This is a genomic window from Streptomyces sp. NPDC046465, from assembly GCF_040646035.1.
Lineage (GTDB): Bacteria > Actinomycetota > Actinomycetes > Streptomycetales > Streptomycetaceae > Streptomyces.
Window position 1 is genome coordinate 39,583 of record NZ_JBEYZK010000007.1, and the last position, 26,394, is coordinate 65,976.

22 protein-coding genes and 2 pseudogenes are annotated in these 26,394 nt (G+C 72.1%); 10 read left to right on the plus strand and 14 right to left on the minus strand.

Annotated features, from left to right (window positions below; all coding sequences use genetic code 11):
- Nucleotides 1-3: 3 nt before the first annotated feature.
- Together ABZ953_RS12535 and ABZ953_RS12540 are read right to left on the minus strand one after the other, a co-directional pair.
- Nucleotides 4-507, minus strand: a complete 504-nt coding sequence (locus ABZ953_RS12535; protein WP_361721113.1) for a nitroreductase family deazaflavin-dependent oxidoreductase — start codon at nucleotides 505-507, stop codon at nucleotides 4-6.
- Nucleotides 507-1,721 carry an acyl-CoA dehydrogenase family protein gene (locus ABZ953_RS12540; RefSeq protein ID WP_361721116.1) on the minus strand — a complete coding sequence of 405 codons (1,215 nt, stop codon included), beginning with the start codon at nucleotides 1,719-1,721 and terminating at the stop codon, nucleotides 507-509. The genes ABZ953_RS12535 and ABZ953_RS12540 overlap by 1 nt, the downstream gene beginning before the upstream one ends.
- A 124-nt stretch (nucleotides 1,722-1,845) precedes the next feature.
- Between ABZ953_RS12540 and ABZ953_RS12545 the strand changes: the two genes are divergently transcribed.
- Nucleotides 1,846-3,027 (plus strand): acetyl-CoA acetyltransferase, encoded by a 1,182-nt coding sequence (locus ABZ953_RS12545; RefSeq protein ID WP_361721119.1) that lies wholly within the window; start codon nucleotides 1,846-1,848, stop codon nucleotides 3,025-3,027.
- 90 nt (nucleotides 3,028-3,117) lie between these two features.
- Nucleotides 3,118-3,849: a pyridoxal 5'-phosphate synthase gene (locus tag ABZ953_RS12550; protein WP_361721122.1), complete on the plus strand. Its 732-nt coding sequence runs from the start codon at nucleotides 3,118-3,120 to the stop codon at nucleotides 3,847-3,849.
- A 10-nt stretch (nucleotides 3,850-3,859) separates the two neighbouring features.
- On the opposite strand, the gene ABZ953_RS12555 is transcribed toward ABZ953_RS12550, so the two are convergent.
- Both ABZ953_RS12555 and ABZ953_RS12560 read right to left on the minus strand, forming a co-directional pair.
- The gene (locus tag ABZ953_RS12555; RefSeq protein ID WP_361721879.1) at nucleotides 3,860-4,690 is read right to left on the minus strand and encodes a GNAT family N-acetyltransferase; all 831 of its coding nucleotides are present in this window, start codon (nucleotides 4,688-4,690) and stop codon (nucleotides 3,860-3,862) included.
- A gap of 104 nt (nucleotides 4,691-4,794) precedes the next feature.
- Complete coding sequence (locus ABZ953_RS12560; RefSeq protein WP_361721125.1) at nucleotides 4,795-5,307, minus strand: Zn-ribbon domain-containing OB-fold protein; 513 nt, start codon at nucleotides 5,305-5,307, stop codon at nucleotides 4,795-4,797.
- A 307-nt stretch (nucleotides 5,308-5,614) separates the two neighbouring features.
- Between ABZ953_RS12560 and ABZ953_RS12565 the strand changes: the two genes are divergently transcribed.
- Both ABZ953_RS12565 and ABZ953_RS12570 read left to right on the plus strand, forming a co-directional pair.
- Nucleotides 5,615-6,772 (plus strand): NAD(P)/FAD-dependent oxidoreductase, encoded by a 1,158-nt coding sequence (locus ABZ953_RS12565; RefSeq protein ID WP_361721128.1) that lies wholly within the window; start codon nucleotides 5,615-5,617, stop codon nucleotides 6,770-6,772.
- Nucleotides 6,773-6,905: 133 nt separating this feature from the next.
- A pseudogene (locus tag ABZ953_RS12570) lies at nucleotides 6,906-7,319 on the plus strand (hypothetical protein); the annotation flags it as partial.
- On the opposite strand, the gene ABZ953_RS12575 reads toward ABZ953_RS12570, so the two are convergent.
- Nucleotides 7,297-7,830, minus strand: a complete 534-nt coding sequence (locus ABZ953_RS12575) for an NUDIX hydrolase (protein WP_361721131.1) — start codon at nucleotides 7,828-7,830, stop codon at nucleotides 7,297-7,299. The pseudogene ABZ953_RS12570 and the gene ABZ953_RS12575 sit on opposite strands and share 23 nt — an antisense overlap.
- Nucleotides 7,831-8,405: 575 nt before the next feature.
- Here ABZ953_RS12575 and ABZ953_RS12580 point away from each other — a divergent pair.
- From ABZ953_RS12580 to ABZ953_RS12590, 3 genes are all read left to right on the plus strand, one after another.
- A complete protein-coding gene (locus ABZ953_RS12580; protein WP_361721134.1) occupies nucleotides 8,406-10,631 on the plus strand; it encodes an acetate--CoA ligase family protein in 2,226 nt (741 codons plus the stop codon).
- Nucleotides 10,632-10,749: 118 nt separating this feature from the next.
- Nucleotides 10,750-11,595: an enoyl-CoA hydratase-related protein gene (locus ABZ953_RS12585; RefSeq protein WP_361721137.1), complete on the plus strand. Its 846-nt coding sequence runs from the start codon at nucleotides 10,750-10,752 to the stop codon at nucleotides 11,593-11,595.
- Between the two features lie 177 nt (nucleotides 11,596-11,772).
- Nucleotides 11,773-12,417, plus strand: a complete 645-nt coding sequence (locus tag ABZ953_RS12590; protein WP_361721140.1) for a flavin reductase family protein — start codon at nucleotides 11,773-11,775, stop codon at nucleotides 12,415-12,417.
- A gap of 33 nt (nucleotides 12,418-12,450) precedes the next feature.
- Here ABZ953_RS12590 and ABZ953_RS12595 read toward each other — a convergent pair whose 3' ends face one another.
- Complete coding sequence (locus ABZ953_RS12595; protein WP_361721142.1) at nucleotides 12,451-13,773, minus strand: MFS transporter; 1,323 nt, start codon at nucleotides 13,771-13,773, stop codon at nucleotides 12,451-12,453.
- 71 nt (nucleotides 13,774-13,844) lie between these two features.
- Here ABZ953_RS12595 and ABZ953_RS12600 point away from each other — a divergent pair, with 71 nt between their 5' ends.
- Nucleotides 13,845-14,873, plus strand: a complete 1,029-nt coding sequence (locus ABZ953_RS12600; protein WP_361721145.1) for a helix-turn-helix domain-containing protein — start codon at nucleotides 13,845-13,847, stop codon at nucleotides 14,871-14,873.
- Here the strand turns inward: ABZ953_RS12600 and ABZ953_RS12605 are convergent.
- The 4 genes from ABZ953_RS12605 to ABZ953_RS12620 form a co-directional block, all read right to left on the minus strand.
- A complete protein-coding gene (locus ABZ953_RS12605) occupies nucleotides 14,805-16,121 on the minus strand; it encodes an MFS transporter (RefSeq protein ID WP_361721148.1) in 1,317 nt (438 codons plus the stop codon). The two genes, ABZ953_RS12600 and ABZ953_RS12605, sit on opposite strands and share 69 nt — an antisense overlap.
- 72 nt (nucleotides 16,122-16,193) lie before the next feature.
- On the minus strand, nucleotides 16,194-17,243 hold the full coding sequence (locus tag ABZ953_RS12610; protein ID WP_361721151.1) for a Zn-dependent alcohol dehydrogenase: 1,050 nt from the start codon (nucleotides 17,241-17,243) through the stop codon (nucleotides 16,194-16,196).
- A 12-nt stretch (nucleotides 17,244-17,255) separates the two neighbouring features.
- Nucleotides 17,256-18,611, minus strand: a complete 1,356-nt coding sequence (locus ABZ953_RS12615; RefSeq protein ID WP_361721154.1) for an acyl-CoA dehydrogenase family protein — start codon at nucleotides 18,609-18,611, stop codon at nucleotides 17,256-17,258.
- A 14-nt stretch (nucleotides 18,612-18,625) separates the two neighbouring features.
- Nucleotides 18,626-19,540 (minus strand): SDR family NAD(P)-dependent oxidoreductase, encoded by a 915-nt coding sequence (locus ABZ953_RS12620; RefSeq protein WP_361721157.1) that lies wholly within the window; start codon nucleotides 19,538-19,540, stop codon nucleotides 18,626-18,628.
- Nucleotides 19,541-19,624: 84 nt separating this feature from the next.
- On the opposite strand from ABZ953_RS12620, the gene ABZ953_RS12625 reads away from it, so the two are divergent.
- A complete protein-coding gene (locus ABZ953_RS12625) occupies nucleotides 19,625-20,563 on the plus strand; it encodes a cyclase family protein (RefSeq protein WP_361721160.1) in 939 nt (312 codons plus the stop codon).
- 488 nt (nucleotides 20,564-21,051) lie between these two features.
- Here ABZ953_RS12625 and ABZ953_RS12630 read toward each other — a convergent pair.
- The 3 genes and pseudogenes from ABZ953_RS12630 to ABZ953_RS12640 form a co-directional block, all read right to left on the minus strand.
- A pseudogene (locus ABZ953_RS12630) lies at nucleotides 21,052-21,450 on the minus strand (ATP-binding protein); the annotation flags it as partial.
- A 472-nt stretch (nucleotides 21,451-21,922) separates the two neighbouring features.
- On the minus strand, nucleotides 21,923-22,771 hold the full coding sequence (locus ABZ953_RS12635) for an acyl-CoA dehydrogenase family protein (RefSeq protein WP_361721163.1): 849 nt from the start codon (nucleotides 22,769-22,771) through the stop codon (nucleotides 21,923-21,925).
- A gap of 8 nt (nucleotides 22,772-22,779) precedes the next feature.
- Nucleotides 22,780-23,922 carry an acyl-CoA dehydrogenase family protein gene (locus tag ABZ953_RS12640; RefSeq protein WP_361721166.1) on the minus strand — a complete coding sequence of 381 codons (1,143 nt, stop codon included), beginning with the start codon at nucleotides 23,920-23,922 and terminating at the stop codon, nucleotides 22,780-22,782.
- A 156-nt stretch (nucleotides 23,923-24,078) separates the two neighbouring features.
- On the opposite strand from ABZ953_RS12640, the gene ABZ953_RS12645 reads away from it, so the two are divergent.
- Nucleotides 24,079-25,653, plus strand: a complete 1,575-nt coding sequence (locus ABZ953_RS12645) for an AMP-binding protein (protein ID WP_361721169.1) — start codon at nucleotides 24,079-24,081, stop codon at nucleotides 25,651-25,653.
- Nucleotides 25,654-25,702: 49 nt separating this feature from the next.
- Here ABZ953_RS12645 and ABZ953_RS12650 read toward each other — a convergent pair whose 3' ends face one another.
- The gene (locus tag ABZ953_RS12650) at nucleotides 25,703-26,209 is read right to left on the minus strand and encodes an EF-hand domain-containing protein (protein ID WP_361721172.1); all 507 of its coding nucleotides are present in this window, start codon (nucleotides 26,207-26,209) and stop codon (nucleotides 25,703-25,705) included.
- Between the last annotated feature and the right edge of the window lie 185 nt (nucleotides 26,210-26,394).

Genomic DNA, 26,394 nt, shown 5'->3' on the forward strand with positions numbered 1-26,394 from the left:
CACTCAGCGGCGTTCCAGGCGGAACAGCCGGATCTCCCGGTCCACCCGGGCCTGATACGTGGCGTACGGCGGCCAGAACGTCAGCGCCGCGGCCCAGACCTCCGCCCGCTCCGCACCACCGAGCAGCCGCGCCCGTACGGGGATGTCGGCGCCCCGCCAGCTGATCTCGACGTCGGGTTCGGCCAGCAGGTTGACGGTCCACGCCGGATGACCGGGCCGCCCGAAATTGGACCCGACCAACACCCACGTACCGACCTCACCCCTGCCCTCGCCCCCGCCCCCGCCCCCGCCCTCGGGCATGCACGCCAACGGCGTACGCCTGGGCAGCCCGCTCTTCGCGCCCCGCGCGGTCAGAATGACGCCGGGCAGCATCCGCGCGCTCAGCAGCACCTTGCCGCGGGTCAGCCGGTGCACGGCGCGGTCCAGCGCGGGGATGAAGTGCGGAGCGAGCTTCGCGAAGGTCCGGGTGGACGACATCTTCTGCATCAGACGCACCCCGGGCGGCATCAGCGAACCTCTCCGTCCCCGGTCGCGAACAGAGCGGCCCGCTCCGCCGCCCGCGCCCGAAGCCGGTGCACGGGACCGAAGAGCAGCTCGTCACTGGACGCCCGCTTAAAGTACAGATGCGCCTCGTGCTCCCAGGTGAAGCCGATGCCGCCGTGCAGCTGCACCGCCTCCGACGCGGCGGTCCGCAGCGCGTCGAGCGCCTGGGCGAGCGCGAGCCCTCCGGCCCGTTCCGCGCCCTGCCCGCCGAACCCGGCGGCCTCCGCGCCCGCGGCCCACGCCGCGTAATAGGCGGCCGACCGCGCCGCCTGCACCTGCACGTACACGTCCGCGAGGCGGTGCTTGACCGCCTGGAAGGAGCCGATCGCGCGACCGAACTGCTCGCGCTCCTGAACGTATTCGACGGTACGTTCCAGGGCGCGGTCCGCGGCACCGACGGCCTCGGCGGCGGCGACCGTGGCGGCGACGTCCCCGACGGCGGCGAGCGCGCCGGGCACGTCGGACTCGTCCCCACCGAGCAACTCCGCCTTCACGTCGCGCATTTCGACCCGCGCCTGCGTACGAGTCTCGTCCAACGCGGTCTGCCGCGTCCGCACCATGCCGGGCTCGCCCTCGCGTACGAGGAAGAGGAGCGTGCGGGACCGGGCGAAGCCTCCCGCGTGCGCGGCGACCACGAGAAGCCCCGCGCTGTGCCCGTCGACGACCTGCTCGGCCTGCCCGTAGAGCCGCCAGACCCCGTCGACCGACCGCGCCTGCACACCGCCCGCGCGGCCACCGCCCGCCCAGTCGCCGCGGTTGTCCCCGACGAGGCCGAGTGCCGTGGCGAGCCCGGCGCCGGGGACGGCGAGGGCGGCGGTCAGCTCACCCCCGGCGATACGGGGCAGGAGTCCGGTGCACTGCCCGTCGGTGCCGAGGGCGAGGATGAGCGGGGCGGCGAGGACGGCGGTGGCGAAGAGCGGCGTAGGGGCGAGCGCGCGCCCCAACTCCTCGAACCCGAGAGCCAGTTCCGCGCTGGTACAGCCGACCCCGCCGTACGCCTCGGGGATGGCGAGACCGGGCAGGCCGAGCTGTTCGGCGAGGGCGGCCCACAGGGCGGGGTCGTGACCGGCCGGGGTGCGCACGGCGGCCCTGACCTCGTCGGGCCCGCACCGCTTGGTGATCATTTCGCGAAGGGTGCGGCGGATCTCGCCCTGCTCCGCACTGAAGGCGGCGTCCATCGGCAGGCTCCTCCCCCGGGCACGGGTCCCGGACCCCATTTCTGACGGGCCGTCATATTAGGGCGACAGCGCCAATATGCACAGACCACTGCCGCCACCCCCGACCTGATGTACCGTCAGATCCATGTCTTCTGCCGCCTGTTGCAGCCCCCGCAAGGTCGCCGTCGTCGGGGTCGCCCTCTCGGACTGCGGCCGGGTGGACGACGCCACGCCCTATGCCCTGCACGCCCAGGCGGCCCGGCGCGCACTCGCCGACTCCGGGCTCGGCCGCGAGGTGATCGACGGCATCGGGTCTGCGGGCCTCGGCACGCTGGCGCCGGTGGAGGTCGCCGAGTACCTCGGGCTCGCGCCCCGCTGGGTGGACTCGACCTCGGTCGGCGGCGCCACGTGGGAGGTCATGGCGGCGCACGCGGCCGACGCGATCGCCGCGGGCCACGCCAACGCCGTCCTCCTCGTGTACGGGTCGACGGCCCGCGCGGACATCAAGGCGAGGCGCCGTACGTCGAACCTCTCCTTCGGCGCGCGCGGCCCGCTCCAGTTCGAGGTCCCGTACGGGCACTCCCTGATCGCCAAGTACGCGATGGCCGCCCGCCGCCACATGCACGAATACGGCACGACGCTGGAGCAGTTGGCCCAGGTCGCCGTACAGGCACGGGCGAACGCGGCGACCAACCCCGACGCGATGTTCCGCGCCCCCCTCACCGTCGACGAGGTCCTGGACGGCCCGATGATCGCGGACCCGTTCACCAAGCTGCACTGCTGCATACGCTCCGACGGTGGCTGTGCGGTGCTGCTCGCCGCGGAGGAGTACGTACAGGACTGCGCGGCCGAACCGGTGTGGGTGCTCGGCACGGGCGAACACGTCTCGCACACGACGATGTCGGAGTGGGCCGACTTCACGGTCTCCCCGGCGGCGGTGAGCGGCCGCCTCGCCTTCGAGCGGGCGGGGGTGCGGCCCGCGGACATCGACATCGCGGAGATCTACGACGCGTTCACCTACATGACGCTGGTGACCCTGGAGGACCTCGGCTTCTGCGGGAAGGGCGAGGGCGGCCCCTTCGTGGAGAAGGGCCGCCTGCTCCGGGACGGCGCACTCCCGACCAACACGGACGGCGGCGGCCTCTCCGCCCAGCACCCCGGCATGCGCGGCCTCTTCCTCCTGGTGGAGGCGGTGAGACAACTCCGCGGCCAGGCGGGCGAGGGCCAGGTGGCACGCCCCGACGGCACCCTGCCCCAGCTGGCGGTGGCGTCAGGCACGGGCGGGTGGTTCTGCTCGTCGGGGACGGTGGTGCTGGGGCGGGGGTGATGGGGCAGGGGTGACGGAGCGGGGGTGACGGAGCGGGGGTGACGGGGCAGGGGTGACGGGGCAGGCGGGCCGACCGGTGACAATCCCCGTATGACGACACCGCCGCCACCTCCAGCCGCAAGCTCCGGCGCCCGCCCCACCCCTCCCCCCTCCACATTCCAGAAGCTGCTGAGAGCCCAGCGGGTCTGGGACGTCGAGCTGCCCGGGTTCGATCCCGCCTCGGCGCCCGCCGCGCCCCTCCCCCTCTTCCACGCGTGGTTCGCGGAGGCGGTGGCCGCCGGGCAGGCGGAGCCGCACACCATGGGGCTCGCGACGGTGGCGGAGGACGGCGGTCCGGACGTGCGGACCGTGATGCTGCACGACGCCGACGGCCATGGCTGGCACTTCGCCTCGCACGCGACCAGCAGGAAGGGCCGCCAGCTCGCGGCCCGCCCTGAGGCGGCCCTGCACTTCTACTGGGCGGCGCAGGCCCGGCAGATCCGGATCAGGGGCAGAGTCGTCACGGCACCGCACACCGAGAGCCTCGCCGACCTGCACGCCAGGTCGACCGGCGCACTGGCAGCAGCGCTGGTGGGCCACCAGAGCGAAGTCCTGCACTCCACCCCCGAGTTGGCGGCGGCGTCCGAGACGGCCTGGGAGCGCGCGCAGGCGGAGCCGGACGCGGACGCCCCCACCTGGACCCTGTACGTGCTCGACCCGCTGGAGGCGGAGTTCTTCCAGGGCGACGCGCGGCGCCGGCACGTGCGGCTGCGGTACCGGAAGACGGAGCAGGCCGGGGCGGCCTCCGGCGCACGCTGGACCAAGGAGCTGCTATGGCCGTGATGCATGCCCGTCAGGCCCCGCTCCGGCGCAGGAAGCTGTGCTGTGCGAAGTCCCGCACCGGGCGGTAGCCGATGCGCTGGTAGAGGCCGTTGCTGGTCGGGTTGTCCAGGTCCGTGAAGAGCACGACCTCGGCCGCGCCCGCGTCGAGGGCGGCGCGGGTGACGGCGACGGTGGCGGCACCGCCGTAGCCACGCCCGCGAAGCTCGGCAGGAGTGTAGACGGGCGCCACGCGGACCTGACCGGCGATCCGACGGGTGGCACCGGCCATGGCGGCGGGGACGCCGTCGGGGGTCTCCCAGAAGGTGACTCCTCCATAGGAGAGACGGGCGTCCACCCAGGGTCGGGAGTCCATGGCGGGCGGCTCTCCGACGGCTGTGGCGAACTCCTGGTGCCAGCGGACAAGCAGGTCCCGGTCCGCCTCGGTGGCGAGACGGGCTCGCCCGGCGGGCCCGGGTTCCGGCGGCATGAGGGTGCCGAGCCGGTACAGGCGCTGCCGGGTGTCGAGCGTGGCGGTGGCTCCGGTGTGCCGCTCCCAGGCCCGGGTGAAGGCCTCGGCGGTGGCCCACTCGGCGGTGACGCCGGGCAGCTCGGGGTCGGCGCCCGCGAGCTGCCTGGCGAGGGCGTCGGCGGCCTCGGGGGTGACGGGGCTGAGGGCCAGGTGGTGGGGCGGGGTGCGGGCGAAGGCGCCCCGGACGGTGCCGTCGGCGTCGGCGTAGGTGCCGAAGAGGGGCACCCCGCTCCCGTACACCTGGAGCCCCCGCAGGCGGAGCGTCTCGGTGACGGTGAGCAGGACCGTGTGCAGGGCGGGCTCGGAGCGCAGAAACTCCCCGGCGCGGACCATGAACGCTTCGAGGTCGTAGGTCAACAACCAGCCGGGGCCGGAACCTTGGGCCACGGGCGCGTCACCCGAGGACTCTGAGGAGAACGCGGCGGCATCATCTGAAGTCATGAGCCATCGTCGCCCGAACCCCCGGACTCCGCCTCCGAATTAGCCACGGACAGAGCAGGCCGAAAGACGGCGACAGCCAAGCCCCCCACCCCCACCCCCGCCACCACCTCCGCATCCGCATCCGCACCCGCACCCCGGAAGGTCACCTCGACCGCCATCCCGATCCGCAACACACCCTCCTCGCAGTCGACGATCTCCGTCATCATGCGGGGGCCCTCGGCGAGGTCGACGACGGCGGCGACGTAGGGGACGCGGCCGCCGAACGGCGGCAGGTCGTTCCGGTGCACGACCGACCAGGTGTAGAGCGTGGCGAGCCCGCTGGCCCGCTCCCAGGTGACGTCCTCGCTCCAGCAGCGCGGGCAGAACTCGCGCGGGTAGTGATGGGCCGCGCCACACGCGCCGCAGCGGCGGATCAGCAGTCGCCCCTCGGCGGCGGCGTCCCAATAGGGCCGGGTGAAGGCATCGATCTCGGGAAGGTCGAAGCGCGCGGCGCGCTGGTCCGTACTCATCAGAGAAGCCGTCCGATCACGTCGTCGGGATGTGGATCACAAGGGAAGTACGGGGCGCACGAGGCCCACCAACCGCACAGGCCGACACCCCACCCCCACGCGAACCAGCCATTTCCCTCACAGAGCCCCCTGCCCCTCCAAGCACGAACAGCCAACCCCTCACACCTGACGGTACGTCAGCTCAACCTCGCACGCACCGAATACGCAAAAGCGGAGGCCTCCTCCATCCCCCTCCCCGTGATCAATTCGCAATCGGTTTCGGACTTGACCGTCACCCATCAAGTAATCGCGCGGTTACTCTCCAGTCATGGCCGACTCGCCCCCTCCGCTTACGCCCCGGCACGACCGCCCCGTGTACGTCATCGGCGGCGGACCAGGCGGCCTCGCCGTCGCGGCGGCCCTGCGCGCACGCGGCGTCCGCGCGATCGTCCTGGAGAGGTCCGAACGCGTCGGCGCCTCCTGGCGCGGCCACTACGACCGCCTCCACCTGCACACCACACGCCGCCTCTCCGCCCTGCCGGGGCTGTCCATCCCCCGGTCGTTCGGCCGCTGGGTGTCACGCGACAACGTCGTCCGCTACCTGGAGAAGTACGCCGAGTACCACCAGCTCGACGTCGTCACCGGCGTCGAGGTGACCGGCCTGGAGCGCGCCGCCGACGGCGCGGGCTGGCTGCTGCGCGCCACCGGCGGCCGCGAACTCGACGCCAGTGCGGTAGTGGTCGCCACCGGCTACAACCACACCCCCCACCTGCCGGACTGGCCCGGCCTCGACACGTACACCGGCGAATTCCTGCACGCGGGCAGCTACCGCAACCCCCGCCCCTACACCGGCAAGGACGTCCTCGTCGTCGGCGTCGGCAACACGGGCGCCGAGATCGCCGTCGACCTCATCGACGGCGGCGCGGCCCGGGTCCGCCTCGCGGTCCGCACCGCACCGCACATCGTGCGCCGCTCCACGGCGGGGTGGCCCGCGCAACTCTCCGGCATCCTGTGCCGCAGACTCCCGGTCGCGCTCGTCGACCGCCTGGCGAAGCCGATGGCCAGGGTCGGCGTCCCCGACCTCTCGGCGCAGGGGCTGCCGCGCCCGGACACCGGCCTGTACGCACGGGCCAAGCAGGGCGCGATCCCGGTGCAGGACGTAGGCCTGATCGACGCCGTCCGCAAGGGCCGCGTCGAACCGGTCGCCGCCGTGGAGTCCTTCGAGGAGGGCAAGGTCGTCCTGGCCGACGGCAGCAGGATCGCCCCGGAGGTCGTCATCGCGGCCACGGGATACCGCCGCGCCCTCGAAGACCTGGTCGGCGACCTCGACATCCTCGACGCACGAGGCCGCCCGACCACACACGGCCGCCGCACGACGAAGCAGACCCCAGGCCTGTACTTCACCGGCTTCACGAACCCGATCAGCGGCATGTTCCGCGAACTGGCGCTGGACGCACGGAAGATAGCGAAGGCGATAGCGCGATAGGCCGGGCAGCGCGGTTGTTGCCGGTTTTAGTTGTTGTGGGCGCACCCCCTTCGCGTCAGGGGAGCCGGATGCACGCACAGGTCACCTCCGGATGGAGATGTGGGACCCGCCCCCTCCGAGCCTGTGGAGCGTGTTCGAACAGATCCAGGCAGCCGACCCGGATCCTTCGTGGGTGTCCTACTTCGACGAGGCGAAGCTCATCGTGGACACGGGCATTGCCCACGGGCGTCTGGGCGAGGCGGTGATCGCGGAGCCGTTGATCGCGGACGCACTACGTCGAGAGAACCGAGCCAACCAGCGCGGCCGTGCGTTCCACTCGTTCTGGCTCGCGCGCACGCAGTTGGACCAGGGCAAGCTGGATCAGGCTTGCCACACCGCCACGCTGGCCCTGGAGTCGGCCTCGACGGTGGCGTCTCAGCGAGTGACGGGTCACCTCAGGGAGCTCTACGACCAACTCGCCCCGCACAGGCACGAGCCCGTAGCCCTGGCCTTTGAAGCGAGGCTACGGGCACTCCTCCCACCAGTCAGCGGATCGATTCATCCATGAGGAGGTACAGAAGGCCGATGAGCGAACCACTGCTCACGATCTCCTTGCGGTCGATCATCCCGCGTACCTCTGAGAGGGGAATCCACTCGATGCGGTCCGACTCGTTCTTCTCGGTCGGTGGCCCCGCATAAGTCCCGCCGTCGATGCGGAAGACGTGGTGCTGCGAGTCGGTGATCCCGTTGGCAGGCTCGCCGTAGACGAGGGGCTTGACGGGACCAGGCTGGTAGCCCGTCTCCTCCAAGACCTCACGGCCAGCAGCCTCTTCAGGAGTCTCGCCTTCCTCCACCAGACCCATGGGCAGTTCCCAGGCCCATGACTTCGTGATGAAGCGATGCCTCCACATCATCAGGACCTCTTGGCGATCATTCACCACGGCGGCCACGGCCAGGTGCCGGAGGCGCACGACGTGGTACTCCCACCTGCGCCCGTCGGGCTGCTGGACGTCGACCAGACACAGATTCACCCACTTGTTGGTGTAGACCTGGCGCTCCCCGTGGGTCGTCCACTCCATGCCTGCGGCCCCTCTCGATCGATCTCCAGGATCTCAGACCGATCCCGATGGAGGCGTGGGATGTGACTATTTCGCGTCAGGTCGACGAGATGGCGTTCGTGAGGGGCTCCTCAGCGAAGGGGGGGCTGTGGAGACCCGGGGGAAACGGGCACCCCCCACCGGCCGGCAGGTGATCGCGCTCCGGAGGGGGTGTGGGGGTATGTGCGAACGGAGCACCGAGCACACTGTGCCGCCGTTGTCCGCACGGCGTGACGCAGGGATAGCGAGTACGCACATACCCCCGCGCCCCCGCCCCACAACACCCCGGCCAAAGAGCCCCCGCACCCGCTGAACCACACCACACCCCCACCCACCATTCACGCGCCCCCACAGCACCCCGATCCCCCCGACGGCTGATTCGCGACCTTGGCAACGCCCGGCCCCTACGGTTCCGTAGACACTCCGCACCACGCACACACCCCGCGCCCCACCCCTCCCCGCCAGGCTTTGCCTGCAGCCCCATTCCTGACACAGCGTCAGTTCAGTAATCTGACTATGCGTCAGTTAAGTGCTGTCACACAGGAGCGGGCGGACCGATGCTTGGATCGACTCACGGCACCTTCACCACCGACCCCCGCCGCGCGCATGTTGTGGCCTGCGGCGAACTCCCTCCCAGCGCCGTCCACGGCAGAGCCGCCACGGCGGACGACCTGGACGTCAGCGGTCGCCCGCTCTACGCCGGCGTACCCGATCTCGACCGTTTCTTCCGCCCGGCATCCGTCGCCGTAGTCGGCGCGTCGGACACGGAAGGGCGCCCCAACACGGGCATCACGCGCCAGCTCATCACTTGGGCCGAGCGGGTAGGCGCGCGCGTGCACCCCGTACACCCCACCCGCAGCGAGGTCTTCGGCATCCCCTGCTTCCCGACCGTCGCGGACCTGCCCGAACAGGTCGACCTGGCGGCGCTGCTGATCGGCGACCCGCTCAACGCGATCGAGCAACTCGCAGAGCAGAAGGTGAGGTTCGCAGTCGCTTTCGCCTCCGGTTTCGCCGAAACGGGCGAGGAGGGCGCGGCCGCCCAGGCCCGCCTGGCGGACGCCGTCCAACGCTCCGGCCTCAGGATGCTCGGACCGAACACGAACCTGAACGCCTTCGAGAAGTTCCGCGAGGACCTGGAAGGCCCGGCCATCGCGCTGATCACCCAGTCCGGCCACCAGGGCCGCCCCGTCTTCGCGCTGCAGGAGCTGGGCATCCGGCTCTCCCACTGGGCGCCGACCGGCAACGAGGCCGACCTAGAGACCTCCGACTTCATCTCCTACTTTGCCGAACGCCCCGAAGTAGGCGCCATCGCCTGCTACGTCGAGGGTCTCAAGGACGGCCGCGCCTTCCTGCTCGCCGCCGACCGAGCGGCCCGGCGCCGCGTGCCGGTGGTCGCCGTGAAGGTCGGCCGCACCGAGACAGGCGCCCGCACGGCGGCCTCACACACCGGCAAACTGACCGGCGCCGACACCGTGGTGGACGCGGCGATGCGGCAGTTCGGCGTGATCCGGGTCGACGGCCTCGACGAGCTCCAGGATACGGCGGCCCTGCTGGCCCGCGCCCGCACGCCGCAGGCGGACGGCGTCGCCGTCTATTCGATCTCGGGCGGCACGGGCGCGCACTTCTCGGACCTGGCGACCGAGGCGGGGCTCGCGCTGCCCACGCTCTCCGACGCCAAACAGGCGGAGCTGCACCAGTGGATACCGGAGTACCTGAACGTCGCCAACCCCATCGACAACGGCGGGCACCCCGTCGGCGACTGGCGCGGCCGCAAGATCATCGACGCGATCCTGGACGACCCTGAGGTGGGGGTGCTGATCTGCCCGATCACCGGCCCCTTCCCGCCGATGAGCGACAAGCTCGCACAGGACCTGGTGGACGCGGCGGAGCGGACGGACAAGCTGGTGTGCGTGGTGTGGGGATCGCCGGTCGGCACGGAGGACGCCTACCGCGAGACGCTGCTCGGCTCCTCGCGCGTCGCCACCTTCCGCACCTTCGCCAACTGCATCACGGCGGTGCGCGCCTATCTGGACCACCACCGCTTCACGGCCGGCTACCGCTCCCCCTTCGACGAGGCGCCGCGCACTCCTTCCCCCTCCTTCCGCAAGGCGCAGGCCCTGATGCGACCCGGCCAGCAGCTCAGCGAGCACGCGGCGAAGCAGTTGCTGCGCGCGTACGGGATACGGGTGCCGAGGGAGCAGCTGGTGACCAGCGCGGCGGCGGCCGTGCGGGCGGCGGGGCTCGTCGGCTATCCGGTCGTCATGAAGGCGTCGGGGCCGCAGCTCGCGCACAAGACTGAACTGGGCCTGGTGAAGATCGGGCTGACCTCCGCTAGCCAGGTGCGCGACGCCTACCGGGAGCTCACGGACACGGCACGCTACGAGGGCGTGGCGCTGGACGGCATCCTCGTCTGCCAGATGGTGGAGCGGGGCGTCGAGATGGTGGTCGGCGTGACGCACGACGCGCTGTTCGGTCCGACGGTGACGGTCGGGCTCGGCGGCGTGCTGGTCGAGGTCCTGCGGGACGCGGCCGTGCGGGTGCCTCCCTTCGGTGAGGACCAGGCGAAGGCGATGCTGTCCGAGCTGCGCGGGGCCGCACTGCTCGACGGGGTCAGGGGCGCGGCGCCCGCGGACATCGACGCGCTGGTCGAGGTGGTGCTCCGGGTGCAGCGCATGGCGCTCGAACTGGGCGACGACATCGCGGAACTGGACATCAACCCCTTGATGGTGCTGCCCAGGGGGCAGGGGGCGGTGGCGCTGGACGCGTTCGCGGTCTGCCGCTGACCACACCCCACGCACCCACGCCCGCACCTTCTCCGGCCCCCACGCCCGCACTTGCCCCGGCACCCGCACCTGCTCCCTCACCCACACCCGCACCCGCCCGAAACGGAGCCACGCCCCCATGCCAGCCTCCCCCGACCCCCACCACGACCAACAACCCCACCCCAACGCCGCCCCCCTCGATTCATTGATACTCCACACCACTGACAACGCCATCTCCTGGATCACGCTCAACCGCCCCGAGGCCATGAACGCGGTCACATGGGACCAGCGGGAACGCGTCATCGCGCTGCTGGATGAGGCATCCGGCGACCCCACGGTGCGGGCGGTAGTGATCACCGCGACGGGCAAGGGTTTCTGCGCGGGCGCCGATCTGCGCGGGGCACCGGCGACGGGCGAGCGCGTGCCCGGGGACGTCGCCCGCACCATCAGGCGGGGCGCACAGCGGCTGATCTCCGCGGTGCTCGACTGCGAGAAGCCGGTGATCGCCGCGGTGAACGGCACCGCGGCAGGCATCGGCGCCCACCTGGCGTTCGCCTGCGATCTGGTGGTCGCGGCCGAACAGGCCCGGTTCATCGAGGTGTTCGTGCGCCGCGGCCTCGTGCCGGACGGCGGCGGGGCGTATCTGCTGCCGCGCCTTGTGGGGCCGCAGCGGGCCAAGGAGCTGATGTTCTTCGGGGATGCCGTGTCCGCGGCCGACGCCGAGAGGATGGGGCTCGTCAACCGCGTCGTACCGGCCGACGAGCTGGAGAAGACGGCACGGGCCTGGGCCGAGCGGCTGGCGGCGGGCCCGACGCGCGCCCTCGCCCTGACCAAGCAACTGGTCAACGCGTCCCTGGAGTCGGACCGGGCGACGGCCTTCGCCGCCGAGGCCGCGGCCCAGGAGATCAACATGACGACGGCGGACGCGAACGAGGGCGTGGCCGGCTTCGTGGAGCGCCGCGCACCCTCGTACCGCGGACGCTGACAAATGGGGGCGTGCAGGCCGAAGCAGACCGCCCGGCCACGCCCCCCCCGCATATCCACATCACCCCAGGTCAGACACGCATTCCCCCACTCCAGGGGGTGAAGATGCGCCTGGGACCACAGCGATCCGGCCACGCCCTTCACATCTGACACTCCGTCAGCTTCAATGGTGGATGTGATGGGACACGCAGGAATGGCGGCCACCGCCGTCCGATACCTCAGGTCGGTCGGGGCCAGCACGACCACGGCCCCTGTCGAGGGCCCGCCGCGCCTGCCTCGCCTGGCGCGCCCTCAGCTGCGCGCGGTCGGCGATGACGAGCGGGCGCCGCTCGACCGGGGCGAATTCCGGCGGGTGCTCGGGAACTTCGCAACGGGCGTCACCGTGATCACGGCGCCGCCCACCGAGGGCGAGGGCGACGGAGCGGGCCCGGCGGGCTTCGCCTGCCAGTCCTTCGCCTCGCTCTCCCTGGACCCGCCGTTGGTCTCCTTCATGGTGGCGCGTACGTCGACGACGTGGCCGCGCATCGCGCGCGCGGGCGTCTTCTGTGTGAACGTCCTCGGGGCCGACCAGGGCGAGCTCTGCCGCGGCTTCGCGGTGAGCGGCGCCGACAAGTTCGCCGGGGTGGTCTTCGACGCGGCGCCGGTGTCCGGTTCGCCGCGGCTGGCGGGCGCCCCCGCCTGGGTCGACTGCACGATCCAGGCGGTGCACACGGGCGGCGACCACCTCATCGTGGTGGGCCGGGTGGACGCCCTGGGGACGGCCGACGGCGACGCGGACCCGCTGCTCTTCCACCGGGGAAAATTCGGCCGCTTCACCCGCTGACGCCCACGCGTATCCGCTCCCCCGCACGCCGCCTCACACAGCGACCGCCACAGTCCCCGCCTCCGGCCCCCGCCGCCGGATCACGAGCACCATCAGCGCCGCTGCCGCGCACAGCGCCCCGGAGGCGTACCAGACCACGTTGTACGAGCCGAATTCGTCCCGCACCACGCCGCCGAGGAACGCGACCAGGGCGGCGCCCACCTGGTGCGAGGCCAGCACCCAGCCGAAGACGATCGCGCTGTCGTCGCCGTACTGCTCGCGGCAGAGGGCCAGGGTCGGCGGGACGGTGGCGACCCAGTCCAGGCCGTAGAAGACGATGAAGAAGACCATTGGCGGGTGGACGTTCGGGGCGAGCAGGACCGGCAGGAAGAGCAGCGAGACACCGCGCAGCGCGTAGTACACGGCGAGCAGGCGCCGGGAGTCGAAGCGGTCGGTGAACCAGCCCGACGCGACGGTCCCGATGATGTCGAAGATCCCGATGACGGCCAGCAGCGAGGCGGCGGCCCTGACGCCCATGCCGTGGTCGTGGGCGGCGGGCACGAAGTGGGTCTGGATGAGCCCGTTCGTCGAGGCGCCGCAGATCGCGAAGCTGCCCGCGAGCAGCCAGAACGGCCCGGTGCGGGCGGCCTTGACGAGCGCGGTGATCGCGCGCCGGGCCGCACCCGTGACGGGCGGGGGCTTGGCGACGAACTCCGTGGCCCCGTAGGGCTTCTGGCCCACGTCGGCCGGGTGGTCCCGCAGCAGCAGCCACACGAACGGGACGACCGCCAGGGCGGTGAGCGCGACGGTCACGGCGGCGGGCCGCCACTTGTACGTCTCGACGATCCAGGACAGCAGCGGCAGGAAGATCAACTGGCCCGAGGCGGAGGCCGCGGTCAGGATTCCGCTGACCAGGCCGCGCCGCTTGGTGAACCACCGGTTGGTGACGGTGGCGGCGAAGGCGAGGGCCATCGATCCCGACCCGAGCCCCACCAGCAGCCCCCAGCACAGCAGCAGCTGCCACACCGAGTTCATCCACACCGTCAGGCCGGACCCGCACGCGATCACGACCAGCGCGACCGCGACGACCCTGCGGATGCCGAAGCGGTCCATGAGCGCGGCGGCGAACGGCGCGGTCAGCCCGTACAGCGTGAGATTGACGGAGACCGCGAGCCCGACGGTGCCGCGCGACCAGCCGAAGTCGTCGTGCAGCGGGTCGAAGAGCAGACCGGGCAGGGAGCGGAACGCGGCGGCGCCGATGATCGTCACGAAGGTGACGGCAGCGACGAACCACGCGCGGTGGATACGGGGCTTACGGCGCTGCGGCGCGTTCGGCGGGGAGGAGCTCCGCGCGGGCGTCTCGGTTGTCTGGGTCACGTCACTCAGGATCGGGAAACGGTTCGTTCCGAACGAGTGGCCCGAGGGACAGCCTTCGCTAAGATCGGGCCATGGCCCACCTCACCGCACCCCCTGAGACGCCCACGGGACCGGCCGAACCGGCCAGGCACCGCGTAGTCGTCCTCGCCCTCGACGGTGTGATCCCCTTCGAACTGGGCATCCCCCAGCGCATCTTCAAGGGCGCCCGCACCACCCCCGAGCAGCGCCGCCTCTACTCCGTCGTGACCTGCTCGATCCGCCCGCCGGGCCCCGTCCGCACGGACGCCGACTTCGCGATCCTCGTCGAGCACGGCCCGGAGGCGCTGGCCACCGCGGACACGGTCGTCATCCCGGCGTCGTACGAACTGGGACCGGTCTACGAGGAGGGCCGTCTCACCCCCGAACTGACCGCCGCCCTCGCCCACATCAGGCCCGGCACGCGGCTGGTCTCCATCTGCACGGGCGGGTACGTGCTGGCTGCCGCGGGCCTCCTCGACGGCCGCCCTGCGACCACGCACTGGTCCTCCGCGGACCACTTCCAGCAGCTCTTTCCGCAGGTCCGGGTGGACCCGGACGTGCTGTTCATCGACGACGGCGACGTGCTGACGTCGGCGGGGGTGGCCGCGGGCATCGACCTCTGCCTCCATGTCGTACGCCGCGACCACGGCACCGCGGTCGCCAACGAGGTGGCCCGCCGCACCGTCGTACCGCCGCACCGGGACGGCGGCCAGGCCCAGTACATCCACCGGCCCCTGCCGGAACCGCAGTTGGCGACCACGCGCACCGCGCGGGCCTGGGCGCTCGGCCGCCTCGACCAGCCGCTGCAACTGCGGGACATGGCGGAACAGGAGTCGATGTCGGTCCGCACGTTCACCCGGCGGTTCCGCGAGGAAGTGGGCATCAGCCCAGGCCAGTGGCTGACGCAGCAGCGGGTGGAACGCGCGCGCCACCTCCTGGAGTCGACCGAGCTCTCCGTCGACCAGGTGGCGCGGGACGCGGGCTTCGGCACGGCCCAGTCGATGCGGCAGCACCTACAGGCAGCGGTCGGGGTCACCCCCACCACGTACCGCCGCACCTTCCGTGACGTCGCCACCCGCTGACCCCGCCGTCTCGACGCGCCCGGTCTCGACGCGCCCAGCCGCGACGTGCCCGGCCTCAACGCTCCCGGCCTCCGCGCGCCCCGCCTCCGCGCCCACCGGCTTCACCTCGCCCAGCACCCCGATCACGGTGAGGACCACGCCGAGGCCCACCCCCGCCAGGATCGCGGTGGACGGCGAGACGACGCTCAACAGCCCGCCGGCCAGCGAGCCGCTCGCCGCGTAACCGGCGCCCACGGAGGCGTACATCACCGAATAGCCCGCCGCGAGGGCGCTCGGCGGCAGCACCTCGCGCAGCGAGAGGTTCCGGGTGAGCATGGCCCCCGCCTGCAGCAGCCCGGCGACGAGCAGGGCCGCCAGGAGCCACCAGACGCCGGGCAGTACGGCCACCAGCGCCAGGCACCCGGAGACCGCGAACATCAGCACCATGCTCTGCGTCCGGAGCCTGCCTGGCCACCGCCGCAGCCCGTAGACGAACGACCCCACGGCCGACCCCACCGCAAGCCCCGCCAGCAAGGGGCCCGCCCAGCCCACCTCGATGCCCCGCTGTTCGAGCAGCGCGGGCAGCACCAGTTCGGCGAGGGCGAGCATCGACAGGCTGGCCGCGCCCGTCACGAAGACCGGCCAGGCCCGTACGAGGATCCGCGCCATCGACTCCCCGCCCCGGTCGCCCGCGTCCGACTCCCACCCCGCGGGCAGCATCCACAGCCCCACCGCGGAGGACGCCATCAGCACGCCCGCGAGGAGCAGCGGCAGCGCGGCGGAGACTCCGAGGGCGAGGCCCGTCACGGCGGCGGGAGCGACCGCCCACACGCCGAAGGTCAGCATCGACTCGACCGCCAGGGCCTGGGCGGCGGCCCGCTCCGGCACGAGGCTGGTCAGCATGGCGCGCAGGCCGCCCGGGGACGCGGCGGGCGCGGCCCCCGCGAGGAAGGCGAAGGCGCCGAGCGCGGCGGGGTGCGCGTCCGGCAACGTGCCCAGTGCGGTGAACGCGAGGGCGCCCACGGCCAGGCCCGCCGCGAGGTGCGGGCGGGCGCGTTCGGGGCGCAGCCGCATGCCGAGCAGGGGGGCGCCCGCGATCTCGCCCGCGACGTACGCCGCGGCGAGCACCGCTCCCAGCGTGTAGCCGCCGGGGCGGTCCCTGACGAGGAACACAAGGGCGAGGGGGGCGGCCGCCACGGGCGTCCTCGCCCCCACGGCCACCGCGGCCCATCGCACCACGGCGCCGGACACGATCTCGCGATAGCTCATACGCCGACGCTAGTTGCCCCCACCTTCGGAGTCTCGGGGTTTTCACCCCCGCCGGACCCACCGCGGAACCCCTCAGAACGTCAGAACCCCCCGCGCGACCCGCCCCGCCCCCGCGTCCTCCACCGCCTTCCCGAAGTCCTCCACCGCGTACGTGGTCGTCACCAGTTCGTCGAGGAGGAGCAGCCCGCTCCGGTACAGCTCCGCGTACAGCGCGAAATCCCGCTGCGGGTGCGAACTCCCGTACCGGCAGCCGAGGATGGACTTGTCCAGGAACATGGACGCGACCACGAACGACGCCTCCGCCCCGGCACCGGGCATCCCGAGCAGCACCGCCTGCCCGTGCCGGTCGAGGAGGTCGATCGCTTCCCGGACCAGCTCGACCCGGCCCACGCACTCGAAGGCGTGGTCGGCCCCCTGGGGCAGCACCTCCCGCACCCCTTCCGTCGACGCGAAGAAGTGCGTGGCCCCGAACTGCCGTGCCACCGCCTCCTTCGCCGGGTTCGCGTCGACCGCGACGATCGTCGAGGCCCCCGCGATCCGCGCGCCTTGCAGCACGTTGAGCCCGATGCCGCCCGTACCGATGACCACGACGGAGTCGCCGAGCCCGACCCGGGCACGGTTCAGCGCGGCCCCGACGCCCGTCACGACGGCGCAGCCGATCAGCGCCGCCGACGTGAACGGAATGTCGTCGGGAATCCGTACGGCCTGTACCGCTTTGACGATCGTGCGTTCCGCGAAGGCGGAGTTGGCCGCGAACTGGTACACCGGCTTGCCGCCCCGCGAGAACGGCTGGTCCGGCGCGCCGATGGCCTTTCTGCACATGGTCGGACGGCCCCGGTTGCAGTCCGCGCAGGCCCCGCAGCTCGCGATCGTCGAGAGCGCCACGTGGTCTCCTGGCCCCACATGGGTGACCCCGGCGCCCACCGCCTCGACGACCCCCGCCCCCTCATGCCCGAGCACCACGGGCGGCGGAAACGGAATGGTCCCGTCGATCACCGAGAGGTCGCTGTGGCACAGCCCCGCCGCGGCCACCGCGACGAGCACCTCCCCCGGCCCCGGGTCCCGTATCTCCAGGTCGTCGACCACCTCGGCCCGCGTCCCGTCGAAGACAACGCCCTTCATCACGCATGCCCCTCACCGAGGCCCCCTGGCCTCTCTCGGCAGACCGAGCACCCGCTCGGCGATGATGTTCCGCTGCACCTCGTCGGAGCCGCCGTAGATGGTGTCGGCGCGACTGAAGAGGAAGAGCCGCTGCAGGGCGTCGAGTCGGTAGGGCGCGTCCGCGCTCCAGTCCTCCGGCCCCGCAGCCGCCGCCGCGCCCCGCACGGCCATGGCGAGCTCCCCGAGCCGCTGATGCCACCGCCCCCACAACAGCTTGGCGACACTGGGCGCCCCGAAGGCCGCCCCGGCCCCGGTTTCCCTGGAACTTCCCGAACTTCCCGAACTTCCCGAACTTCCCGAACGGCCCAACGTACGCAGCGCGTTCCACCGCATGACCCGCAACTCCGCCCACTGCCGCACCAACCGCTCCCGCACCACGGCGTCCTCCACCGCGCCGGAGGCGACCGCTTCCCGCAGGACGTCCGCAAGCTCCTCCGCGAAGCCGATCTGCTGCACCAGCGTGGACACGCCCCGCTCGAACCCGAGCAGTCCCATGGCGACCCGCCACCCGTTGCCGACCCCGCCGACCACATGGGCGCCACGCGCGCGTGCGCCGTCGAAGAAGACCTCGTTGAACTCGGACGTCCCGGTCATCTGCTGAATGGGCCGTACGTCGACACAGCCGGGCTGATCCATCGGCACGAGCAGCAAGGACAACCCTTCATGCCCACGCCCGCCCCCCTGAGACCCTGGCCCCGCCCCCGCCCCCGCCCCCGCCGCCGTACGCGCAAGGACAAAGCACCAGTCCGCCTCCCGCGCCAGCGAGGTCCAGATCTTCTGCCCGGTGACGCGGAAGTCCGCCCCGTCCCGCACCGCCCGCGTCCGCACCCCCGCGAGGTCGGATCCGGCCCCGGGCTCGCTGTACCCCTGGCACCACAGCGCCTCGCCGCGCGCGATCGGCGGCAGGAACTCGTCGCACTGCTCCTGACTGCCGTACGCGAGGAGCGTCGGTGCGAGCAGGTTCTCCCCGATGTGCCCATAGCGTCCGGGCGCCCTGGCCCGTGCGTACTCCTCGGCCCAGACGACCTGCTGGGTCAAGCCGACGCACCGATTCCCGTACGCGCCCGTACCCGTACTCGCACCCGGACCCGCGCCCGCGCCCGGGCCCGCGCCCGCACCCGTCAATGCCTCCGTCCCCCACCCGAGCCCGATCCACCCGCCCCGCCCCAACTCCCGTTCCCAGGCCCGCCGTACCGCACCCCCCTCGTGCTCGCTGCCGGGCCCGCCCCGCCCCGCCGCGGACGCGAAGTCGCCGATGAGGTGTGCGGCGAGCCAGGACCGCGCCTCGGCGCGGAACTCCTCGTCCTCCGGTCCGAACCCGAACTCCACCGCGCCGCCCCCGCCTACGCGTTCGGCCGTTCCCGGCCGTCCGCCGCCTTCGCCATGGCCGCAAGGTGTGCCAGCAGCGGCATCGGGTCGGTCCCCACGGTCCCCGGCAGGAAGTCGGCGATCTTCTCCGGTGTCCACGGTCCGTCCGCCGCGTACCCCGCGCGCAGTTCCCGCGGTTGCGCCCACACCGCGATCTTGGGGCCCGCGATCGTGTAGACCTGCCCGGTGATCTCCTCCTCGCGGGCGCGCTCGCTCAGCAGGTAGACGACGAGCGCGGCGACGTCCTCGGGCTCGCCGATCTCCTTGAGCTCCATCGGTACGTTGGCGGACATCCGCGTACGGGCCACGGGGGCCACGGCGTTGGCGGTCACGCCGTACTTGTTCAGGCCGAGGGCCGCGCTCCGCACCAGCGAGATGATCCCGCCCTTCGCGGCGCTGTAGTTGGCCTGGGCGACGGAGCCCTGGTGGTTGCCGCTGGTGAAGCCGATCAGCGTGCCCGAGCCCTGTTTGCGCATCACGGCCGAGGCGGCCCTGAAGACGGTGAACGTCCCCTTCAGGTGCGTGGCGACGACCGGGTCCCACTCCTCCTCGGACATGTTGAACAGCATCCGTTCCCGCAGGATCCCGGCGACGCAGACCACTCCGTCGACGCGCCCGTACTCGGCGAGCGCGACATCGACGATCCGTTGGCCGCCCGCCATGGTCGAGACGTCGTCGGCGACGGCGACAGCCTCGCCGCCCGCCGCCCGGATCTCCTTGACCACGGCGTCGGCGATCTCGCTGGTGGGTTCGCCGCCCGCCATGGAGACGCCGTAGTCGTTGACGACGACCTTCGCCCCCTCGGCCGCCGCGGCGAGCGCGACGGCTCTGCCGATGCCGCGTCCGGCGCCGGTCACGGCCACCACCTTGCCTGCCAAGAAGTTCCCCACGCCCGGCCCCTTCCCGCGGTTTCTGACGGACCGTTAGATTCTATGCCCCGTCAGATACCGAAAGACAAGCCCCGCGGAGGACTCATGTCAGGGTCGGACTCACTGCCGGTGGAGTTCCACGAGATCGCCAAGCGCGTGAACAACTGGGGGCGTTGGGGGGCCGACGACGAGATCGGCACGCTCAACCTCGTCACCGACGAGGTGGTACGCGCGGCGGCCGGCGAGATACGCGCCGGGCGCCGCGTCCCGCTAGCGCTGCCCCTGGAGGAGGACGGCGTCCAGACGGGCCTGATCCGCGGCCGGGTGAACCCGCTGCACACCATGGTGCAGATCAACCAGGAGCTGTTCGGCCCCGGCACGGTCGCCACCAGCGACGACGCGGTGACGATGGGGTTGCAGACGGCCACCCACTGGGACGCGCTCACGCACGTGTCGCACTCCGGCAAGATCTACAACGGCCGTCCGGCGGACACGATCACGGCCCACACCGGGGCGCGGTTCTGCGGCATCGACAAGGCGCGGCACATCGTCTCGCGCGGCGTGCTCCTGGACGTGGCGCGCGCCAAGGGGCTCGACCGGCTGCCCGGCGACCACGCGGTCACGCCCGAAGATCTCGACGAGGCCGAGGAGTTCGGCGGTGTCACGGTCCGCGCGGGCGACATCGTGCTCGTCCGCACGGGGCAGCTGCGGGTCTTCCTCGCGGGCGACAAGCACGCGTACGGCTATCCGTCGCCCGGCCTCTCCGTGCGCACGCCCGAGTGGTTCCACGCACGGGACGTGGCGGCCGTCGCGAACGACACCCTGACCTTCGAGATCTTCCCGCCGGAGATCGAGAACCTGTGGCTGCCCGTCCACGCGCTCCACCTGGTCGAGATGGGGATGCTGCAAGGCCAGAACTGGAATCTGGAAAACTTGTCCACAGCCTGTGCAGAACTTTCCCGCCACGCGTTCCTGCTGTCCGCGATGCCGGAGCCGTTCGTCGGCGCGACGGGCACACCGGTGGCGCCGGTGGCCGTGCTCTGAACCGACCGGCGCCATGTCGCGGCCCGCGCCTCGTCGAGGACCTCCCGTCACGGGGTGCCCTCGACGTCCCCTCACGGCGGATCGCTGCACACAAGCGTGATCAACCGGGCACGCTACGTCAACACCGTGCCGGGGATTGGTCGGCTATGCACCGATCCGTCCCACCCGCGCACGGACGCGCGCACCGTGGCACACGACGGCGCATACGGGCTCAGGGCGCCAAATCACACCGCTTCGTAAGCGAGGTCCATGTCCCCGTAGGCCACCCTGTTGTGGACCGCTCCTCCGTACGCGGCGCCGTCGCAGGCCGTCACGCCGCGCAGGGTCGATGCGTAGACCCGCGGGACCGCATCGTAGGCCGATGCGCCGTAGGCCGAAGCCTCGTAGGCCGAAGCCTCGTAGGCCGATGCGTCGCAGGCCGCGACGGAGCAGGCCGCCCCGTCGTGGGTCGTCCCCTCGAACGTCACCGCCGGGACACCGGAATCGCTCCGGTCCACCTCGCACCAGATGCTCTTGCCCGCACCCTCGGGCTGCCAGCCCCAGCGGTCGGCGAGGCCGTCGACCAGCTCCAGGCCGCGCCCGTTGGTGTCGTCGCCGTCCGCATGCCGCTGTGCGGGCGGGCGGGCGCTGCTGTCGGCCACCTCGACCCGGACCGTGCCCGGCACGTCGGCCGGGACGCCGGGGAACAGCATGCGCAGGACGGCCGGACAGCCGGTGTGCACCACGGCGTTGGTCACGAGTTCGGAGATCAACAGGATCAGCGTCTCCGCGACGGGCTCATCGGCCTCTATCCCCGAGCCCGCGAGCCGCGAGCGGGCCCAACGCCTGGCCCGCCCCACCTCTGCGGGGTCGGCCCCGACCTCCAGTTGAACTTGAAGCACCTGCACCGCTCACACCATCCGAACCGGCGGACACATCGCCTCGCGACTCCACAGGGTCACGGAACGTGATCCCCTTGGGAGACAGCATGATTGACGTTCAGTCACCCCAACAAGCGCTTCGGGCATATTCCAGCGCGAAGGAGTACGCGTGCTGCATACTGTGCGACGCACATCGCAGGGGGTCGAACAGGCGGGGGTGAAAACCCGCCCTGTACTGCAAGCGGCGCGCATCGCCGGGCCCGGCGCCACCACCTGGGCGGTACCGGCATGGCTCGACCTCTGAACCACTCGCATCCCACACAAGGTACCCGAGCCGGACACCGACTCCATGCCGTGACGAGTCACGCGTAGGACACAACCCGATATCGACGCTCCGTAGCCTTCACAAGACGGCCTCGGATCCACGAAGCAGTCGACAAACCGCACGATATCGGACAGACCAATTTTCGGCACCCGGACCGCCGCACGGGGCACCCCCTCAGAGCGCCGCCGCCAGCTCCTCCTCCGCGTCCCGCGCCGTCCGCCCCAGCTCGGCCCGCACCCAGGCCCGCTTGAGGTGCAGATGTACGTCGGACTCCCAGGTGAACCCCATCCCGCCGTGCACCTGGAGGCAGTCCCGTGCATTGCGTACGGCCGCGTCGTCGGCCAGCAGCTTCGCGGCCGAGGCATCAAGGGCGTCCCCGGTCACGGCGGCCGCGTAGACGGCGCTACGGGCCAGCTCGGCCCGCACCAGCATCTGCGCGCAGAGGTGCTTGACGGCCTGGAACGCCCCGATCGGCTGCCCGAACTGCACACGTTGCCGGGCGTGTTGGACGGCCATCTCGCACGTACGAGCGGCGCTGCCCAGCTGTTCGGCCGCGTACAGGAGGGCGGCCCTGTCCAGGTGGCCGCCGTCGGGCACCCGGTGCAGCGGCGTCAACGGGTCGACGGACCGCAGCGGCACGGCGCCGGTCGCATCGCCCCGCACCACGTCCGCGCCGTCCAGCCACGGCACCAGCGAGCCGTCGACCGCGGTCACCACGACGTCCCCGGACGCGGCCCCCGGGACGGCACCCGCCGCCAGGAACGACGCCACGGCGGGCCCTGGCAGCAGCACCCGCCCCGCCTCCTCGAAGACCAACACGGCCTCCGGGAGCCCCAGTCCGACCCCGCCCTCCTCCTCGGGCAGGGCGAGCGAGAAGAACCCCGCGTCGCCGAGCGTGCGCCACAGCGCCCGGTCGACCCGGTCGACCCGGTCCGTGGCGTCCCGCAGCGCGAACCGGCCCGCCAGGAGCCGCCGCATCCCGTCCCGCAACGCACGCTGGTCCTCGCTCAGTTGGAAGTCCATGCGCCCCCTCACCGCCCCTTCGGGAGGCCGAGGATGCGCTCGGCCACGATGTTCTGCTGGATCTGCGAGGTGCCCGCGGCGATCGTGTACGAGAGCGCGGAGAGGCGGTCGAGGGTCCACTCCTGCCCGAGGTCGAGCGCGCCCGCGCCGAGCACCTCGGCCGCGGCGTCGTACAGCTCCTGGCGCGCGTGCGAGTACCGCAGCTTGAAGACCGAGCCGCCCGCCCCCGGCACCCCGCCCGTGCGCTGCGCCTCGCTCACGTTCCACTGCGTGAGCCGCCACAGCGCCGAGAACTCGGCGTTCAGGCGGCCCAGCCTGCGCCGCAGCGCCGGATCGTCCCAGCGGCCGTTCCCGCGGGCCTCGCGGGCCAGCTCTCCGAGGACCCGTCGGCAGGCCACCACCTCCCCCACGAAGGCGGTGCCCCGCTCGTACGACAGGGTCACCATCGTCACGCGCCAGCCGTCGTTCTCGTCGCCCACGCGGTGGGCGACCGGGACCCGCACCTCGTCGAGGAACATCTCCGCGAACTCCGTGGACCCGGCGAGGGTGCGCAGCGGCTGCACCGTGATCCCCGGGGCGTCCATCGGCATCGCGAGCCACGTGATGCCCCGGTGCTTGGGCACCGCCTCGCTCACCGGCGTCGTACGCACCAGGAGCTCGCACCAGTCGGCGACCTCGGCGTGCGAGGTCCAGATCTTGGACCCGCTCACCACATAGTGGTCGCCGTCGCGCCACGCGCGCGTGCGCAGCGACGCGAGGTCGGACCCGGCGTCGGGCTCGCTGAACCCCTGGCACCAGACCTCGTCGCCGCGCAGGACGGGCGGCAGCCACCGCTCGCGCTGTGCGGGGGTGCCTTCGGAGGCGATGGTCGGGCCCGCGTGCAGCAGGCCCACGAAGTTGGCGCCCACGTAGGGCGCGCCCGCCTTCTCCGTCTCCTCCAGGAAGATGAGTCGCTGCGTCGGGGACGCGTCCCAGTGCACCTCTCCGTAGCCCGCGTCGTGCAGCAGGCGCTGCCACCCGGTGTCGTAGGCGCGGCGTCCCGGCCAGTCCTGGGGTGACGGCTTGGCGGGGAGTTCGGGCAGCACTCCGGTGAGCCACTCGCGCAACCCGGCCCGGAAGGCCTCCTCCTCTTCGGTGTACGTGAGGTCCATGCGGCGCGTCCCCTCCGGCCTCGGTGGTCACATCTGATGGCACGTCAGGCGGCAGGCTAGCCCCGCGCCCCTGGACCGACAAGGCGCCGGGGCTTACGCTCTCGACACGATCTGACGCGGCGTCAGTTCCAATTTTCCGGGCCGGGAGGGGATCGCATGAGGACCGTGCGCCACGAGACCGCGTACGAACTGGGTGAGTCCCGCACGCTCTGGGAACTGATCGCACGCCGCGCCGCCCTCACCCCCGAACGGCCCGTGCTCCTCCAGGCCGGTGCCCACCCCGCCGACGACCGCACCCTCACCTTCGGCGAGCTGCACGACCGCGCCGAGCGCGTCGCCGCCGGTCTGCACGCCATGGGGGTGCGGCCCGGCACCGTCGTCGCCTGGCAGCTGCCCACCCGCATCGAGACGGCCCTGCTCTCCTTCGCGCTCGCCCGCATCGGCGCCGTCCAGTCGCCGCTCATCCCCTTCCACCGCGACCGCGAAGTCGGCTTCGCACTGCGCGAGTCGAAGGCGGAGTTCCTCGCCGTGCCCGGCGTCTGGCGCGGCTTCGACCACATGGAGATGGCCCACCGGCTCGGTGCGGGAGAAGAGTTCGAGGTTTTCGAGGCGTACGACTCACTGCCCGACGGCGACCCGTCCGTGCTGCCCCCGCCGCCCTCCGACGGGACGTCCGTGCGCTGGATCTACTGGACCTCGGGCACCACGTCCGACCCCAAGGGCGTGCTCCACACGGACCGTTCACTGATCGCGGGCGGCTCGTGCCTGGCGCACGCCCTGCACCTGACGGAGTCGGACGTCGGCTCGATGGCGTTCCCCTTCGCGCACATCGCAGGGCCCGACTACACCGTCATGCTGCTGCTCTACGGATTCCCCGCGGTCATGTTCGAGCACTTCGCGCTGCCCGCCGCCCTCGACGGCTACCGGCGGCACGGCGTGACCGTGGCGGGCGGCTCGACGGCGTTCTACTCGATGTTCCTCACCGAACAGCGCCAACTGGCCGAGGGGCAGCGGCTCATACCGACCCTGCGCCTGCTCGCGGGCGGCGGCGCGCCCAAGCCGCCGGAGGTCTACCACGCGGTGGTGCGCGAGATGGGCTGTCAGCTCACCCACGGGTACGGCATGACCGAGGTGCCGATGATCACCATGGGCGCCCCTGACGACACCGCCGAGAACCTCGCGACGACCGAGGGGCTGCCGCCGGAGGGCATGGAGATCCGCGTCACCGACGCGGACGGCACGGTACTGCCGCCCGACACGGACGGCGAGGTGCGGCTGCGCGGGGAGGCGGTCTGCCGGGGCTACCTGGACCCGGTGCAGAGCGCGGCCGTCTTCGACGCCGACGGGTTCCTGATCACCGGGGACCTCGGCCACCTCAGGAAGAGCGGCCATCTGGTGCTCACCGGGCGGGCGAAGGACATCATCATCCGCAAGGGCGAGAACATCTCCGCCAAGGAGATCGAGGACCTGCTCCACCAGCATCCGGCCGTGGGCGAGGCCGCGGTCGTGGGCCTGCCCGACCCCGAGCGCGGGGAGCGGGTCTGCGCGGTGGTCGAACCACGTGCGGGCACGGGTACGTTGACGCTGACGGCCGTCACCTCGTACCTGCGCGGGGAAGGCCTCGCCACCTACAAGCTGCCGGAACAGCTGGAGCTGGTCGAGGCGCTTCCCCGCAACGAGACGCTGCGCAAGGTCCTCAAGTACAAGCTGCGCGAGCGCTTCTCGGACTGACGCGACCGGCGCGACCGGCGCGGCTGTCGCGCGCCGCCGCCCGTACGCCCTACTCGGGGACCGTGAAGTACTGCGCGAAGGCCTGCACGATCTCCTGCTCCGTGACCCGGCCGTCGCCGTCCGCGTCCAGGGCGGCGGCCACCTCCGTCGCGACGTCCTCGGGCACGCCCAGCGCCCTGAGCGCGCGCCCGGCCGCGTCCGGGGGCACCGTGGCGTCGGCGCCCGCGACACCGATCACCGCGTGCAGGAACGGCCGGGCGATCTCGGCGAACCGGTCGGGGTTGTCCCGCAGCCGCTTCACCGCGCCGCCCACGAACTCGTCCCGGGTGATCCGCTGGTCCCCGTCTCGGTCCGCGATCCCGGCCATGCCCTGCCAGAACGCCTCGGCCCCGATGTAGAGGGCCTGCCCCTGCTCGGACCGCGCCGTCGCGCCGAACTCCGTGCACAGGGCGGCCGCCGCCGTGCTGAAGTCCTCACGGGAGATGTATCCGTTGCCATCCTGGTCGAAGGTGGCGAACCGGGCCGCGATCCTACGCTCGTACTCGGCACTGTCCATGATCTTCGGGCCGCCTCACTTCCGCGGTTGGGTGCATGCTCCGGGGCTGTTCCCCGGCAGCGAGCGTACGTCGTCACGAGTGCCCGGAGACGGGAAAGCGATGCTTGTGTCAAGACCGCCGGAATTCCGGGACAAGGGTGTGGCACACACGTGATGTGCTGCACTGTCCGCCATCGTCGACCGCT

What these genes read in the sequence shown, in the direction of transcription:
- ABZ953_RS12540 (WP_361721116.1), bottom strand. Translation starts at nt 1,721, where the DNA reads ATGGACGCCGCCTTCAGTGCGGAGCAGGGCGAGATCCGCCGCACCCTT.
- ABZ953_RS12610 (WP_361721151.1), bottom strand. Translation starts at nt 17,243, where the DNA reads ATGAAGGGCGTTGTCTTCGACGGGACGCGGGCCGAGGTGGTCGACGAC.
- ABZ953_RS12545 (WP_361721119.1), top strand. Translation starts at nt 1,846, where the DNA reads ATGTCTTCTGCCGCCTGTTGCAGCCCCCGCAAGGTCGCCGTCGTCGGG.
- ABZ953_RS12580 (WP_361721134.1), top strand. Translation starts at nt 8,406, where the DNA reads ATGCTTGGATCGACTCACGGCACCTTCACCACCGACCCCCGCCGCGCG.
- ABZ953_RS12535 (WP_361721113.1), bottom strand. Translation starts at nt 507, where the DNA reads ATGCCGCCCGGGGTGCGTCTGATGCAGAAGATGTCGTCCACCCGGACC.
- ABZ953_RS12650 (WP_361721172.1), bottom strand. Translation starts at nt 26,209, where the DNA reads ATGGACAGTGCCGAGTACGAGCGTAGGATCGCGGCCCGGTTCGCCACC.
- ABZ953_RS12600 (WP_361721145.1), top strand. Translation starts at nt 13,845, where the DNA reads ATGGCCCACCTCACCGCACCCCCTGAGACGCCCACGGGACCGGCCGAA.
- ABZ953_RS12640 (WP_361721166.1), bottom strand. Translation starts at nt 23,922, where the DNA reads ATGGACCTCACGTACACCGAAGAGGAGGAGGCCTTCCGGGCCGGGTTG.
- ABZ953_RS12635 (WP_361721163.1), bottom strand. Translation starts at nt 22,771, where the DNA reads ATGGACTTCCAACTGAGCGAGGACCAGCGTGCGTTGCGGGACGGGATG.
- ABZ953_RS12585 (WP_361721137.1), top strand. Translation starts at nt 10,750, where the DNA reads ATGCCAGCCTCCCCCGACCCCCACCACGACCAACAACCCCACCCCAAC.
- ABZ953_RS12625 (WP_361721160.1), top strand. Translation starts at nt 19,625, where the DNA reads ATGTCAGGGTCGGACTCACTGCCGGTGGAGTTCCACGAGATCGCCAAG.
- ABZ953_RS12575 (WP_361721131.1), bottom strand. Translation starts at nt 7,830, where the DNA reads ATGGAGTGGACGACCCACGGGGAGCGCCAGGTCTACACCAACAAGTGG.
- ABZ953_RS12565 (WP_361721128.1), top strand. Translation starts at nt 5,615, where the DNA reads ATGGCCGACTCGCCCCCTCCGCTTACGCCCCGGCACGACCGCCCCGTG.
- ABZ953_RS12605 (WP_361721148.1), bottom strand. Translation starts at nt 16,121, where the DNA reads ATGAGCTATCGCGAGATCGTGTCCGGCGCCGTGGTGCGATGGGCCGCG.
- ABZ953_RS12645 (WP_361721169.1), top strand. Translation starts at nt 24,079, where the DNA reads ATGAGGACCGTGCGCCACGAGACCGCGTACGAACTGGGTGAGTCCCGC.
- ABZ953_RS12590 (WP_361721140.1), top strand. Translation starts at nt 11,773, where the DNA reads ATGGGACACGCAGGAATGGCGGCCACCGCCGTCCGATACCTCAGGTCG.
- ABZ953_RS12550 (WP_361721122.1), top strand. Translation starts at nt 3,118, where the DNA reads ATGACGACACCGCCGCCACCTCCAGCCGCAAGCTCCGGCGCCCGCCCC.
- ABZ953_RS12560 (WP_361721125.1), bottom strand. Translation starts at nt 5,307, where the DNA reads ATGAGTACGGACCAGCGCGCCGCGCGCTTCGACCTTCCCGAGATCGAT.
- ABZ953_RS12555 (WP_361721879.1), bottom strand. Translation starts at nt 4,690, where the DNA reads ATGGTCCGCGCCGGGGAGTTTCTGCGCTCCGAGCCCGCCCTGCACACG.